11 protein-coding genes and 1 CRISPR repeat array are annotated in these 12,496 nt (G+C 65.3%); of the genes, 9 read left to right on the top strand and 2 right to left on the bottom strand.

Annotated elements, in window-relative coordinates; all coding sequences use genetic code 11:
* Positions 1–79 precede the first annotated feature (79 nt).
* Entirely contained in the window at positions 80–403 is a 324-nt protein-coding gene (locus AQY21_RS02025; protein WP_058096200.1) for a zinc ribbon domain-containing protein, read from the bottom strand.
* Between the two features lie 109 nt (positions 404–512).
* Between AQY21_RS02025 and AQY21_RS02020 the strand changes: the two genes are divergently transcribed.
* The 9 genes from AQY21_RS02020 to cas2e all read left to right on the top strand — a co-directional run bounded on the left by AQY21_RS02020 (position 513) and on the right by cas2e (position 9,773).
* Positions 513–758: a helix-turn-helix domain-containing protein gene (locus tag AQY21_RS02020; RefSeq protein WP_010399197.1), complete on the top strand. Its 246-nt coding sequence runs from the start codon at positions 513–515 to the stop codon at positions 756–758.
* Positions 759–1,237: 479 nt separating this feature from the next.
* The gene (locus tag AQY21_RS02015; RefSeq protein ID WP_058096199.1) at positions 1,238–3,757 is read left to right on the top strand and encodes a CRISPR-associated helicase/endonuclease Cas3; all 2,520 of its coding nucleotides are present in this window, start codon (positions 1,238–1,240) and stop codon (positions 3,755–3,757) included.
* A 423-nt stretch (positions 3,758–4,180) separates the two neighbouring features.
* Positions 4,181–5,548, top strand: coding sequence for a CRISPR-associated protein Cse1 (locus AQY21_RS02010; RefSeq protein WP_152988063.1), 1,368 nt, complete (start codon positions 4,181–4,183; stop codon positions 5,546–5,548).
* 1 nt (position 5,549) lies between these two features.
* A complete protein-coding gene (gene casB, locus AQY21_RS02005; protein WP_058096197.1) occupies positions 5,550–6,071 on the top strand; it encodes a type I-E CRISPR-associated protein Cse2/CasB in 522 nt (173 codons plus the stop codon).
* A complete protein-coding gene (gene cas7e, locus AQY21_RS02000; protein WP_058096196.1) occupies positions 6,064–7,197 on the top strand; it encodes a type I-E CRISPR-associated protein Cas7/Cse4/CasC in 1,134 nt (377 codons plus the stop codon). The genes casB and cas7e overlap by 8 nt, the downstream gene beginning before the upstream one ends.
* Positions 7,194–7,859 (top strand): type I-E CRISPR-associated protein Cas5/CasD, encoded by a 666-nt coding sequence (gene cas5e, locus AQY21_RS01995; protein WP_058096195.1) that lies wholly within the window; start codon positions 7,194–7,196, stop codon positions 7,857–7,859. The genes cas7e and cas5e overlap by 4 nt, the downstream gene beginning before the upstream one ends.
* The gene (locus AQY21_RS01990) at positions 7,856–8,602 is read left to right on the top strand and encodes a type I-E CRISPR-associated protein Cas6/Cse3/CasE (RefSeq protein WP_058096194.1); all 747 of its coding nucleotides are present in this window, start codon (positions 7,856–7,858) and stop codon (positions 8,600–8,602) included. The genes cas5e and AQY21_RS01990 overlap by 4 nt, the downstream gene beginning before the upstream one ends.
* Positions 8,602–9,480 carry a type I-E CRISPR-associated endonuclease Cas1e gene (gene cas1e / locus AQY21_RS01985; protein ID WP_058096193.1) on the top strand — a complete coding sequence of 293 codons (879 nt, stop codon included), beginning with the start codon at positions 8,602–8,604 and terminating at the stop codon, positions 9,478–9,480. The genes AQY21_RS01990 and cas1e overlap by 1 nt, the downstream gene beginning before the upstream one ends.
* Positions 9,480–9,773, top strand: a complete 294-nt coding sequence (cas2e, locus tag AQY21_RS01980) for a type I-E CRISPR-associated endoribonuclease Cas2e (RefSeq protein WP_010399215.1) — start codon at positions 9,480–9,482, stop codon at positions 9,771–9,773. Before cas1e ends, cas2e begins: the two co-directional genes overlap by 1 nt.
* 64 nt (positions 9,774–9,837) lie before the next feature.
* Positions 9,838–12,123: a CRISPR direct-repeat array (repeat unit 29 nt; unit sequence GGCTCCCCCGCACCTGCGGGGATAGACCC).
* A gap of 49 nt (positions 12,124–12,172) precedes the next feature.
* On the opposite strand, the gene AQY21_RS01975 is transcribed toward cas2e, so the two are convergent.
* The coding region (locus AQY21_RS01975; RefSeq protein ID WP_238986668.1) for a hypothetical protein at positions 12,173–12,496 on the bottom strand (324 nt) is incomplete at its 5' end.

The following is a 12,496-nucleotide window of genomic DNA, read 5'->3' as shown; positions in this document are numbered from 1 at the left end:
CGCAGGGATCTGTGCGCTTCGGCGCTGAGGCAGATCGAGGTGCGCTTCGGGCCGGCGGTCGGTTTCCGCTTCGCGGCTCTCATCGATACCAGCCCTCCTGCATGCGGGGGATCACGTAGCGCAGGAACAGGCCGACACCGCCGGCGAACAGCATGAAGGGCGACAGGAACAGGAAGGCGATCAACCCGTCGAATGCGGTCGTCCGGTCATCGACCGATGCAACCCAGGTGCCAAAGACGATACGGGCAAGAACGAAGAATGCGGCCACGCCGAGCATGAAGGTCGATGCCTGGCGCCAGCTTTCGACCGAGCGGCCCCACACACCGCGGATCGCCCCGCAGGCAGGGCAGGTGGAGGCCTCGGCATGGATCTCGGTCATGCAATGCGGACATTGTTGGGGCATCGGCTGGTCCTGAAAATAAAGATGCAAACACGTCCGGCACAAAATAACCCAAAATGGGATATCACTCAAGTACCACTATCCGAATTCCGGATTTATCTGGAGTTCAAGGATGGGCCGAACCCTGCGCAGCCCTGGTCATCTGGCCTTGATGGCTGCCCTTAAGCAGGCCCGCCTGGATGCAGGGCTGACGCAGACCGAGCTGGCAGAGCGCCTGAAGCGGCCGCAGTCCTTCGTGGCGAAGTACGAGAACGGCGAGCGGCGAATCGAGGTGGTGGAACTAGTCGAAATAGCTACAGCGATGGGATCAGACCCTCGCGATATCGTTCAAATCGTGAGAGAAGCCGACGGGCGCTGATACAGGCGCGCAGATTTCCGACGCGGTCGGCATTGCAGGTGGGTGGACGCGATGGGCGGAAAGTTGTCTAGCAGCACTGCAGCATAGTACCCGCAGAAACACATTGAACATGATCATTCGTGCGGACCGCAGCGAGATATCAGCCAGACTAGCCGTGAGGGAGGAGAGCAGCCCGATGGCAGTACGGCACGGCTGGCGCCTCAGAATCACAGCACGGGATCCTGTAGGATGCCTCGGAATCCCGACGTGACCATTTATTCGGAATACAGCAGGGTAGGTATTTCGCTTGGCCTGCAAGAGAATCCCAAACCGGCGCTTCGGACGATAGCGGCGGGCCTTCCGACAGTATTGAGAGTTATTTGAATTTCTCACGCCTTTACTGCGGATCAGGCCAGGTTGAAGTTTTTCCGAGACACGTAGAATTTTCCGTGCCACAGATAGGCTGCGAAATGTCTTGGTCTCCAGAGCGTGAACGATTGATGCAAGCAGAACGGGCTGGTCCGATCTGGGGAGCAGCTTGGGGCAAGTTCAGCCCCATCTTCGGGCATCATCATCTTGGGCATCATTGCGCCGATGTCGCAGCGGTCTTCCAACTGCTTCTGTCGCGTCGCCCCTATCGCCTGAAGGCTGAGGCGGCACTTGGACGTATACTAAACCCGACCGAGATCGGCTGCCTCACCGCGCTGGCCTTCCTGCATGACATCGGCAAGCTCGCTCCGGGCTTTCAAGCCAAGATCTGGCCCAGAAAGGGTCACCTGGCGACAATCGGGCACCTCGAAGCCGGGTGGCTCTGGGCGGAAGCGCCGAGCGGAGACGGGCCGGGCGCGAGCTGGCACCATGTGCTGGCCGCCTGGCCCGAGCTGGAGCAGTGGTTTTCCATGATTCTGTCGCATCACGGGCGACCGACGAGCCATCCGGGGTCGGGGAGGGTTGCCGCCACCTTTCCCACAGTCGCGAGCTATGACTGGCAAATGGAGCATCGCCGGATCGGGGCGGCTTTCGAGGCATGGTTTCCCGATCTGGACAAGGCGAGACCGCCCCCTGCCGAGCCGGCTTTTGTGCATTTCATCTGCGGTCTTTTGACCCTTGCGGACTGGATTGCCTCCGACAACCGCGCCTTCCCCTACGAGCCTCGCCTGCGCGACGATTATTGGCAGACCGCACTGCTGCGCGCGGAGACACGCATTGCCGAGATCGGCCTGGCCGCGGATATCCTTACGCTTTCGGGGCCACCGGGTTGGGAACTGATCTCGAAGGATCATCCCCGGCCGCGGCCTGCACAACTGGCGATCGGCGGTTTGACGACGGGCGAACGGCTCGTTCTTCTGGAGGCCGAGACGGGAGCGGGCAAGACCGAGGCGGCGCTCTGGCGCTTTGCCGCACTTCTGGCCGCGGGAGAGGTCGAGGCGCTCTACTTCGCCGTGCCGACAAGAGCGGCGGCGCGACAGTTGCAGCGCCGGGTCAATGCCGCACTGGCGCTTATGTTCAAGCCTGTGCCCGAGGCGCTGCTGGCGATCCCCGGACAAGTGGTGGCGGGCGAGGCGAAGGGTCGGCGCCTGCCTGACTTCTCGGTCCTGTGGGACGATGGCAAAGCGCGGCCGAGCCGGTGGGCGGCCGAGCATTCCGCTCGTTATCTCGCGGCGCCGATCGCCATCGGTACGGTGGATCAGGTCGCTCTCGGCGGGCTACAGGTGAAATACGCCCATCTGCGCGGCACCGCCCTGTCGCGCGCGCTGCTGGTCATCGACGAAGTTCATGCCTCCGACCCCTATATGAGCGAGGTCCAGCGACGGATGGCGCGCGACCATCTGGCCTTGGGCGGGCATGTTCTATTGATGTCCGCGACTCTGGGGGCGTCCGCGCGCTGCCGATGGTTCGGAACGGGGATCGCCGCGCTGCCCGAGGAGGCGGCCCGACCCTATCCAGCCGTCTGGACGGCGGCCGGCATCGAGCCGGTCGAGCGCGAAGCGCGTGCGGACAAGGCCGTGGAGATGCGTGCGCATCTGGGCTGGACCGGGGCAGATGCGGCCGATCTTGCCCTTGCCGCCGCGCGGCGGGGAGCGCGGGCGCTGGTGATCCGCAACACGGTGGGGCGGGCGCAGGAAACGTTCGCCGCCGTACAGGCCGAAGCGCCGGAACTGCTGTTGCAGATACGGGGCATTCCGACGCTTCACCACAGTCGCTTTGCGGCCGAGGACCGGGCCTTGCTGGATAGCGCGGTGGAGGGGGCCCTGGGCGCCAAGGGGTCGCTGGGCGGTCGGGTCGTCATCGGGACGCAGACGCTCGAACAGTCCCTGGACATCGATGCGGATCTCTTGATCACTGATCTTTGCCCAATGGATGTGCTGCTGCAGCGGATCGGGCGCCTGCACCGCCACAAGCGCGCGCGTCCCGCAGGGTTCGAAATGGCGCGTGCCGTTGTGCTTTGCCCGCCGGGCGGCCTCGATCCGCTGGTGCAGCGGGCCGATAACGGTCTAGGCGCCTATGCGGCGGGTCCGAGCCTCTCGGGCGTCTATGTCGATGTGCCCGGTCTTGCCGCAACGCTGGATCAGATCACAGGACAACCAGTCTGGCATATTCCCGAAATGAACCGCGTGCTTGTGGAAGCTGCGACCCATCCCGAGGCCTTGGCACGGATCGCCGAGGCCCGGGGCTGGCAGGCTTACCACCAGCGCCTGCACGGCAAGACACTGGCCGAGATGGGCGCGGCGGATCTCGTGATCCTCGACCGCCAGGCGCCGCTGATCTCGTTCCCCGATGACGAGAAGATCCGCACCCGGCTGGGCGAGGAGGGCGCTATGCTGGCCCTCCCCGATGGCACGCCCGGAGCCTTCGGCCTGCCTGTGCGCAACCTGACGCTGCCCGCGCATTGGTCGAAAGGGTTGACCGGCGAGGAGACGGTCGAACTGCTGTCCACCGCGCCACTGCGGATCGGCGTCGGCGGCAAGATGTTCGGCTATGACACGGCGGGGCTAACGATTCTTGCAACGGAGCCTTGACAGCTAAGGCCGCAGCTCTCATCCTTGAAGATGTAGATAACTGTTTCTCTGATGTTCAACGATCACGAGGAGCTTCATACCGATGAGACGTCTCATTGAGGCTGGTACGCGCTTCCTGGCGGGCAGAAAGCGGCGTCCCAATGGCGACCGGGTCACAGGGGTCGATCTCGGGCTGGTATTCTCCTTCGAAGTGTCCCGCTTCGGTGGGAATAGACCCTGCTTGTCTGAGGTTGAAGCCGCAGGCCAAGTGCATTCCCCAAAATTCTTGGGGCGTTGCGCTCGATGAGCGGCAACCTTCTCACCGAGCCGCTTATCTCGACAGACCGGGGATCGCATAGCCTCCCCGGTCTGTTCGCCGCCATGTCCCGGGGCGAGGTCGCGACCTTCCCTGCGCTGCGTCCGCATCAGCGCCCGGCTTGGCACATGTTCTGTGTGCAGCTTGCCGTGCTGGCGCTGGATGCCGTGGGCCGGCACGATCTGCCCGAGGATGAGGATAGCTGGCGTAGCGCGCTGCGGGCGCTCACCCTCGACTTCGCCGATGACGCGCCTTGGCAGCTGATCCAGACCGACCGCAAGCACCCCGCCTTCCTGCAACCGCCCGATCCCGGCGGTCAGAAATGGACGCCGGTCGCCACGCCCGATGCGCTGGACATGCTCATAACCTCTCGCAATCACGACATAAAACGCGAGATCGCCCGTCGACCGGAGCCGCAGGACTGGATCTTCGCCCTCGTCAGCCTCCAGACGATGGAGGGCTATGGAGGCAAAGACAGTTACGGCATCGCTCGGATGAACGGCGGTTCCTCATCGCGGGCGATGATCGCGCTGGCGCCCGCGCGCGAAGGATCTGTCGAGGTTGATCCCTCGGCTTGGTGGGCGCGAGATCTGCGCACGCTTCTCACCCGGCGCAGTGGCATTGCCGGGCTGACCCTTCTCTGGCTCTATCCTTGGGGCGACGGGCCAGGCCTCGATCTGGACCGGCTCGACCCCATGTTCATCGAGGTCTGCCGCCGTATCCGCCTGTCGCAGGCGGGAGATCGGATCACGGCCGAGCGCAGCACCTCGAAGGCTGCGCGTGTGGCCGCCAAGGAAGCCAAGGGCAATACCGGCGACCCCTGGGCGCCAGTGCACAAGACCGAGCACAAGAGCTTTACCCTTGGCGAGCAGGACTGGAGCCATGAGGTGCTGGTGCGACTGCTCTATGGCGGCGACTGGAAAGTTCCCGATCTGGCTCTGCCGCAGCCGGGGGAAGAGGCCGCGCCGCTGGTTCTGATCGCCGAAGCCTTTGCCCGAGGCAATTCCAAAACTGACGGTTTCCGCTCGCGCCTCGTGCCGGTGCCGAAGGCGATGGTCAAGGCGGGGCTGTTTGGCACGAAGCCAGTTTCGGTCGCTGCCGAAGTGCAGGAAGATATCGACGCGATAGAAACCGCGCTGCGCGACGGCCTATCCCTGATCGCGGCCGAGGGCGATCGCAAGAAGCGCGGCAAGCCGCATTATGCCCGCGCCCAACCCGCGCGTGATGCCTATCGCCATGCGGTGGATCAGTTGTTCTTCCCGGAACTCTGGCTGCGAGCATCCGCGAAGGTGGATGCCGATTTCACCCTGATGCGCCGCGAGTTCCTGACGGCGCTTGCCGCGATCGCTCGCAGAGAATTCGACATCGCCAGCAGCGCCATCCCTTGCGCCAGTCTGTTCCGTCCCCGCGCCGAGGCCCGTAGCCGGGACGCTTTGGAGCGGGGCATCGCCAAGGTGTTGCAGCCCTTCCAGCAACAGGACGCACAGGATGCCTGACATGCCCACAGATACGCCCGAAGCCAAGCATGCAGTCAGACCTGAGGACAGGCTCGCCCGCTGCGCCCTGTCGATCGCTGCCGCTCTGGCTGCGACCGATCCGGGTAGCAAGGCCGAGGCCCGGCGGATGGACGGGGCCGGTGCCCCTGTTTTCTGGCGGCAGGTCGCGCGCCTGCAACTTTCATCGGCTGAGGAACCCGTCTGGCTGGCTTATACCCGCATGGTGGCGCTTCTGACCCCGGCCAGCGCCACCACATCGGTCCATGATGCCAAGCGCCCGTTGGGTACGGTTCTGCACGAGGCCGGGGTGTCCGAACAGCGGCTGGCCCGGCTCCTCGCCCTGCGCGGTCCGGCCCGGCTGGAGGCGCTGGAGCGGATCATCCGCGGCATCGCCCGCAAACACCCCCCGCTTGATCTCATCAGCCTCGCCCGCGCCGCTTTCGAATGCGACCGCAATGATATTGCCCGCAGCTATTACCGCGCCCTAGACAGATCCCAGATCGAAGAGACCCAGAATGCCTGATCCCCGCTTCCTGCAAATCCATTTCCTTGCTCCCTATACCGCAGCGCTCCTGAACCGCGACGATGCCGGGCTGGCCAAGCGGCTGCCCTATGGCGGCACGCTGCGCACCCGCGTCAGTTCGCAATGCCTCAAACGGCACTGGCGCCTTGCCGACGACCCCCATGCACTCAGCCGGATCGCAGGCGCGACTGATGCTTTCCGCTCGCGCGAGACCATCGACCGCAAGGTTCTGGCCGATCTGACAGAGGTTGATGAAGCCGTCCTGAAACCGATCCGCGAGGCGCTGCTGGTCGCCGTCTATGGCGATAAGGGTGCGGACAAGAAGTCCCGCCAGACCCTGTTGCTGGGCGAGGTGGAGGTGGCCTATCTGGCCACCGAGGCGAAGCGGCTGGCCGCCGAAGCGGCGGGCGACGGGAAAGCGGCACAGGAGATCGCCAAGGACTGGCTGAAGACTCACAAGGCCAATCTGAAGGCCCTGAGCGAGGGCGCCAGGATGCCGGGCGGCTTGACCGGAGCCTTGTTCGGCCGCATGGTCACCTCGGACCCGCGCGCCAATATCGATGCGCCGGTCCATGTTGCCCATGCCTTCACCGTCCACGCCGAAGAGGCCGAAAGCGACTATTTCATCGCGGCCGACGATCTGGCGCGGGAAGAGGATACCGGCGCCGACACCATTCAGGAGACCGAACTGACCTCGGGGCTGTTCTACGGCTATGTCGTTGTCGACATTCCCGGGCTGATCGCCAATCTCGGCGGCGATGCCGCGCTTGCGGGCGAGGTGCTGCACAATCTGCTCTATCTGATCGCAGAAGTGTCGCCCGGGGCCAAGCTTGGCTCGACCGCCCCGTATTCCCGTGCCTCCTTCCTGCTGGTCGAGGCGGGCGACCGCCAGCCCCGCACGCTGGCGGAAGCCTTCCGCGATGCCTGCGCCGCCAGCACGGCCCCGGCTGTCGCCCAGCTCACGGCGCATCTCGCGGCGCTGGATGCCGCCTATGCCACGGGCGAGACACGCCGGGTGATGACGCTGGCCAATGCCGATGTGCCGGGCGCAGAGCGGGGTTCTCTTGCCGATCTAGCGGGCTTCGTGCGCACGCTGCCCGCGCAGCTTTCGGAAAGCGCGGCATGATGCACCGCTGGCTGCATCTGCGCCTGACCGCCCCGCTCTTGGCCTTCGGCGGCGTTGCGGTCGATCAGGTTGGGCCGACGCGGGATTTCCCCTCTGCCTCGGCGCTGACCGGCCTTCTGGCCAACGCGCTCGGGCTGCGGCGCGAGGACTGGCAGGCGCATCAGACCCTGCAAGACAGGCTGATCTTCGGCGCCGTGAATGCCCGGCAGGGCCGCCGGCTGACCGACAACCAAAATGCCAAGCTGGAAGCTAATGATCGCGGCTGGACCACCTGGGGCAGTCCCGATCAGCGTGCCGGTGCGAGCTATGACAGCCCGCACCGCCGCCGCCGTGACTATCTGGCCGATCACGATTGCCATGTCGTGCTGCGTCTTGCCGACGACGCGGCGCCGGATCTCGACCATCTCGCCGCGGCGCTCGACCGCCCGGCCCGACCGCTGTTTCTGGGCCGCAAGCCCTGCCTGCCTAGCGGCCCTTTGCTGCAGGGGCTGCTCACGGCGGATACGGTTCGTGCCGCATTGACGGCGACCGGCCAGACCGGAGACGCGCTCTGGCCCGCTGAGGAAGGCTCTGGCACGATGACAGAGCTTGCGGATCTGCGGATCTGGCGCAATGGCTATCATGCCGGCAGCCGCCGGGTCGGTCTGGGGCGCACCACATGAGCCTGCATCTCGTCGAACTCCCAGTCGATCTGCGGCAACTCCATCTCTGGGCCGGTGCCCGACAAGTGTGGGGGCGCGGATCGGATGAGGGACTTACCCTGCATCACCTGCTGGGCGAGGTCTTCGGCCCGGGCGTCTTGCAACCTTTCCGCCTGATGGTTGCCCCCGGCGCCAGGCAGGGCACGCTGCTTGCCTATGCCGACCATGATGCCGATGCCCTGCGCCAGAGCGCCGAAATCAGCCAGACCCCCTCGGACGCCGCGGCCATCCGCCTAGATCGCCTGCGCTCGATCCCCCGGCCGGGCACGGCCTGGCGACCGGGGCAGCGCATCGGCTTCGATCTGCGGATGCGCCCTGTGGTGCGGCTGGCGTCGCCGCTGTCCGGCCAAACTAAAGACGGCCAGCCGCTCATCTTCCGAAAAGGGGCCGAGGTGGATGCCTTCCTCGCCCGCGCCCTGCGCGGCGAGGAGGTGACGCGCGAGGCGGTCTATCTGGACTGGCTGGCCGCGCGGCTGCTCCCCGGCGCCGAGCTTGAACGGGAAACCAGCCGTCTGGCGAGCTTTCGCCGCGAGATTGCCGTCCGGGACGGACGCAGAATCGAGGGGCCCGACGTGACAGTGCTTGGCACATTGACCGTCACTGACGCTGCGGCCTTTGCCCGGCTGCTGGCAAGTGGCGTCGGGCGCCACCGCAGCTATGGCTATGGCATGCTGCTGCTGCGGCCGCCGCAAAGGCCGCGCTGATGCTCAAGGGCAGGCTCGGACTCGACAGCGCCAAGGTGCCTCATGCCGACCGGGCAGGCTGCCTCTACCTCGCGCGCGGGGCGTTAACCGCACGCGATGGCACGCTGGCCTTCCTGCAAGGGAAAAGCACCGAGGTGGATGCGCTGCAACCGGGCGATTATGCCATCCCGCTGCAAGGCGTGTCGATCATCCTGCTCGGCCCGGGCTCGACGGTCAGCCATGACGCGCTGCGGCTCCTGGCCCATGCCCGCACCGCCCTTGCCGCCGTTGGTGAGGATGGGGTGCGCTTTTATACCGCGCCGCCAATAATCCCCGACCGCTCGGGCCTTGCCCGGCTTCAAGCGCGGATCTGGGCCGATGACGATCTTCGGATCATGACGGCCCGGCGCATGTATGCCGTCCGTCTGGGCGAGATTTTGCCTCATGGCGAGCTTGATGTCCTGCGCGGGATCGAGGGGGCGCGGATGAAACAGACCTATGCCTTGCATGCGCAGCGCATAGGCATCGACTGGCGGGGCCGACGCTATGACCGCGGCGATCCGATGAGGGCCGACCTGCCCAATCAGGCGCTGAATCATGCCGCCTCGGCCGTCGAGGCCGCCGCCGCCATCGCCGTCTGCGCAACCGCCACCATTCCCCAACTCGGCTTTATCCACGAGGATCCGGGCCAGAGCTTCGTTCTGGACATCGCCGATCTCTGGCGCGATCCGCTAACGATCCCCTGCGCCTTCAAAGCGGCCAGGATCGCCCTTGACCGGCCCGGCGAGAATATCGAACGCCTCGCCCGGCGCCTGACCGGAGAGACGATCGCCCGGAAGGGCGTGATCCCGGCGATGATCGAGCGGATCAAGGCGCTGATCGAGGGGCGCGATCCCTGATGCCACTGACGATGATCGTGACCCGTGATGTCGAGGCGCGCTATCGCGGGTTTCTCACCTCGGTGATGCTGGAGATTGCGCCAGGCGTCTATGTCGCCCCCGACATGTCGGCCGGCGTACGCGGACGGGTCTGGTCGGTGATGACCGACTGGTGGACGGCGCTCGGCCGTGGCTCGCTGACCATGGTCTGGCGAGACACCGGCGCGACCGGGAATCTGAGGATCGAGACCTTGGGCGAACCGCCCAAGGAGATCGTCGACGCAGATGGGGTTTTACTCGTCAAGCGTGTGTAACAGTGAAAACACTCGCGCGTATGCTTTTTGACATCGCTGGAAATTCAATATATTGGGCAAGAGAGGCTCCCCCGCACCTGCGGGGATAGACCCATCTGGTGGATCGTCAAAGTCGATAGCCAAGAGGCTCCCCCGCACCTGCGGGGATAGACCCGCGGTCGAATTCGGCGCTGGTCAGGCGGATGAGGCTCCCCCGCACCTGCGGGGATAGACCCGATTTCATCCAGGCGGTCCATCGCCTGCGGCGGGCTCCCCCGCACCTGCGGGGATAGACCCTTTCGCGGCGGTTACTGCACCACTATCAATTTGGCTCCCCCGCACCTGCGGGGATAGACCCGTGCCAAAACGTGCCAGTCAATGCCAAAATGTGGCTCCCCCGCACCTGCGGGGATAGACCCCGCGACCCGAAGGCCAAAGGCAGCATTGATCAGGCTCCCCCGCACCTGCGGGGATAGACCCTGTGGTGGGCCGGCAAGGAGAGGCTCTATTGGGGCTCCCCCGCACCTGCGGGGATAGACCCCAGAGGACCGATAGATGACCAGCACAGCAGTCGGCTCCCCCGCACCTGCGGGGATAGACCCCCATGTTGCGAAAAATCTTGACCTATCCTCGCGGCTCCCCCGCACCTGCGGGGATAGACCCCCATGCTTATATCATGACCAATGTGTTATCGCGGCTCCCCCGCACCTGCGGGGATAGACCCGCCTAGCAACAATTCACCATAAATATCCCGCGGGCTCCCCCGCACCTGCGGGGATAGACCCCGCCTCGGGATTTACCGTCGCGCCATACTTCGGGCTCCCCCGCACCTGCGGGGATAGACCCGTATGTGGCGATTCCGATTTTCGCAAGATCGCGGCTCCCCCGCACCTGCGGGGATAGACCCAAGGTAAGTATAGCGAATCACAAGGAAGCCGCGGCTCCCCCGCACCTGCGGGGATAGACCCACGCCGTCGCAAATACCGACCGGCGAATCCCCGGCTCCCCCGCACCTGCGGGGATAGACCCTGGACTTGCCGCCGCATCCCGAGAACGAGACGGGCTCCCCCGCACCTGCGGGGATAGACCCATCACCGATTCCGAGGTGGCGGCCATCTACCGGGCTCCCCCGCACCTGCGGGGATAGACCCGGCGCTTTCATGTTTTACGGGGCACAACAGCCGGCTCCCCCGCACCTGCGGGGATAGACCCTCGGATCTTAGATCGGCGGTTGTCATTTCCTCGGCTCCCCCGCACCTGCGGGGATAGACCCGTTCGTAGTCTCATGGCGTCATTCCTTCCTTGGGCTCCCCCGCACCTGCGGGGATAGACCCGCCACCATGAAAGCGACGCATGACGAAACCACGGCTCCCCCGCACCTGCGGGGATAGACCCAATCTTGACCTTGTTTTGCCGCTCTGCTGCGAGGCTCCCCCGCACCTGCGGGGATAGACCCTCGCTGGCCCAGAAGGGCAATGCGCAGTCAGCGGCTCCCCCGCACCTGCGGGGATAGACCCCGAATATCGGCACTGTCCCGCAAGGCTATGCGGGCTCCCCCGCACCTGCGGGGATAGACCCAGATGAAAGCCATTCTAGATGATATGGCAGAAGGCTCCCCCGCACCTGCGGGGATAGACCCGGCTTCCGAGTGACTGGACGTGAGCGGGGCACGGCTCCCCCGCACCTGCGGGGATAGACCCGGATGCTGGAATGAGTCGACCGATTGAATGGAGGCTCCCCCGCACCTGCGGGGATAGACCCGCTTGATGTTGCGCCCGGTCCCTCGCGATCCGGGCTCCCCCGCACCTGCGGGGATAGACCCCGCCCTCATTGCCATCATAGGCAACGGGCAGTGGCTCCCCCGCACCTGCGGGGATAGACCCTATTCGAATTGGGGTTTCTTCTCGAACTACAAGGCTCCCCCGCACCTGCGGGGATAGACCTTCCAGAGCCGATTCCTGACGATACAAGACAATGGCTCCCCCGCACCTGCGGGGATAGACCCCGCCGTGAGTTCTAGTTGATCGGGACGGCATCGGCTCCCCCGCACCTGCGGGGATAGACCCGCACGAGGGACGAGGTTGCACTGCGCGCCCTGGGCTCCCCCGCACCTGCGGGGATAGACCCCCATGTGCGCCGGTTCCTGGCCTACCGGTTCGGGCTCCCCCGCACCTGCGGGGATAGACCCAAGGTGTCCGCTCAATCGTCTGCGAATGAGGCGGCTCCCCCGCACCTGCGGGGATAGACCCCCCGTCTGGTCTGGCCGGGTGATTTTCATGCGGGCTCCCCCGCACCTGCGGGGATAGACCCGCGAGCATGTCGCCCCGGAGTTCGGTGGCGTCGGCTCCCCCGCACCTGCGGGGATAGACCCGTGATGGTGAAGCTGGGCACCCAGCGATAGAGGGGTAACCGACCGATTGTTACCGCGGCGATTGGGTTTTGATGCGGGCGACGAGTTCCGCGTCATCGACAAAGTCGTCGAGGAACGCGTGCCAGGTTTCGGTGGTGATGCGCGCGTCCCTGAGCATGTCTTTCAGTTCATCGATACCGTCATCGGTCAGGGCGGTGACGGTGTCATCCGGGCCGGTATAGACGCTGATGATCGAGCCATAGGTCAGGTTGTCGTCGTTGTAGACGATGGCTTTGAGAAGCTCGGGGTCTTCGCCCAGCATCTTTGCGATGTAGTCGAGGGTGCAGACGTGGGTGACGGTTGCCATCAGGCGGTCTCGTGCAGGGCGGAGGGC

The sequence above is a fragment of the Paracoccus sp. MKU1 genome, assembly GCF_001447385.1.
GTDB lineage: Bacteria > Pseudomonadota > Alphaproteobacteria > Rhodobacterales > Rhodobacteraceae > Paracoccus.
The sequence above is the reverse complement of the archived record's forward strand: the minus strand, read 5'-3'. Positions and strand labels throughout refer to the sequence as shown.

Bases quoted from the DNA above. Each gene is read 5' to 3' on its own strand.
- AQY21_RS02025 (WP_058096200.1), bottom strand. From the start codon at position 403: ATGCCCCAACAATGTCCGCATTGCATGACCGAGATCCATGCCGAGGCC.
- cas1e (WP_058096193.1), top strand. From the start codon at position 8,602: ATGCTCAAGGGCAGGCTCGGACTCGACAGCGCCAAGGTGCCTCATGCC.
- casB (WP_058096197.1), top strand. From the start codon at position 5,550: ATGCCCACAGATACGCCCGAAGCCAAGCATGCAGTCAGACCTGAGGAC.
- AQY21_RS01990 (WP_058096194.1), top strand. From the start codon at position 7,856: ATGAGCCTGCATCTCGTCGAACTCCCAGTCGATCTGCGGCAACTCCAT.
- cas2e (WP_010399215.1), top strand. From the start codon at position 9,480: ATGCCACTGACGATGATCGTGACCCGTGATGTCGAGGCGCGCTATCGC.
- AQY21_RS02020 (WP_010399197.1), top strand. From the start codon at position 513: ATGGGCCGAACCCTGCGCAGCCCTGGTCATCTGGCCTTGATGGCTGCC.
- AQY21_RS02010 (WP_152988063.1), top strand. From the start codon at position 4,181: ATGTTCTGTGTGCAGCTTGCCGTGCTGGCGCTGGATGCCGTGGGCCGG.
- cas5e (WP_058096195.1), top strand. From the start codon at position 7,194: ATGATGCACCGCTGGCTGCATCTGCGCCTGACCGCCCCGCTCTTGGCC.
- AQY21_RS02015 (WP_058096199.1), top strand. From the start codon at position 1,238: ATGCAAGCAGAACGGGCTGGTCCGATCTGGGGAGCAGCTTGGGGCAAG.
- cas7e (WP_058096196.1), top strand. From the start codon at position 6,064: ATGCCTGATCCCCGCTTCCTGCAAATCCATTTCCTTGCTCCCTATACC.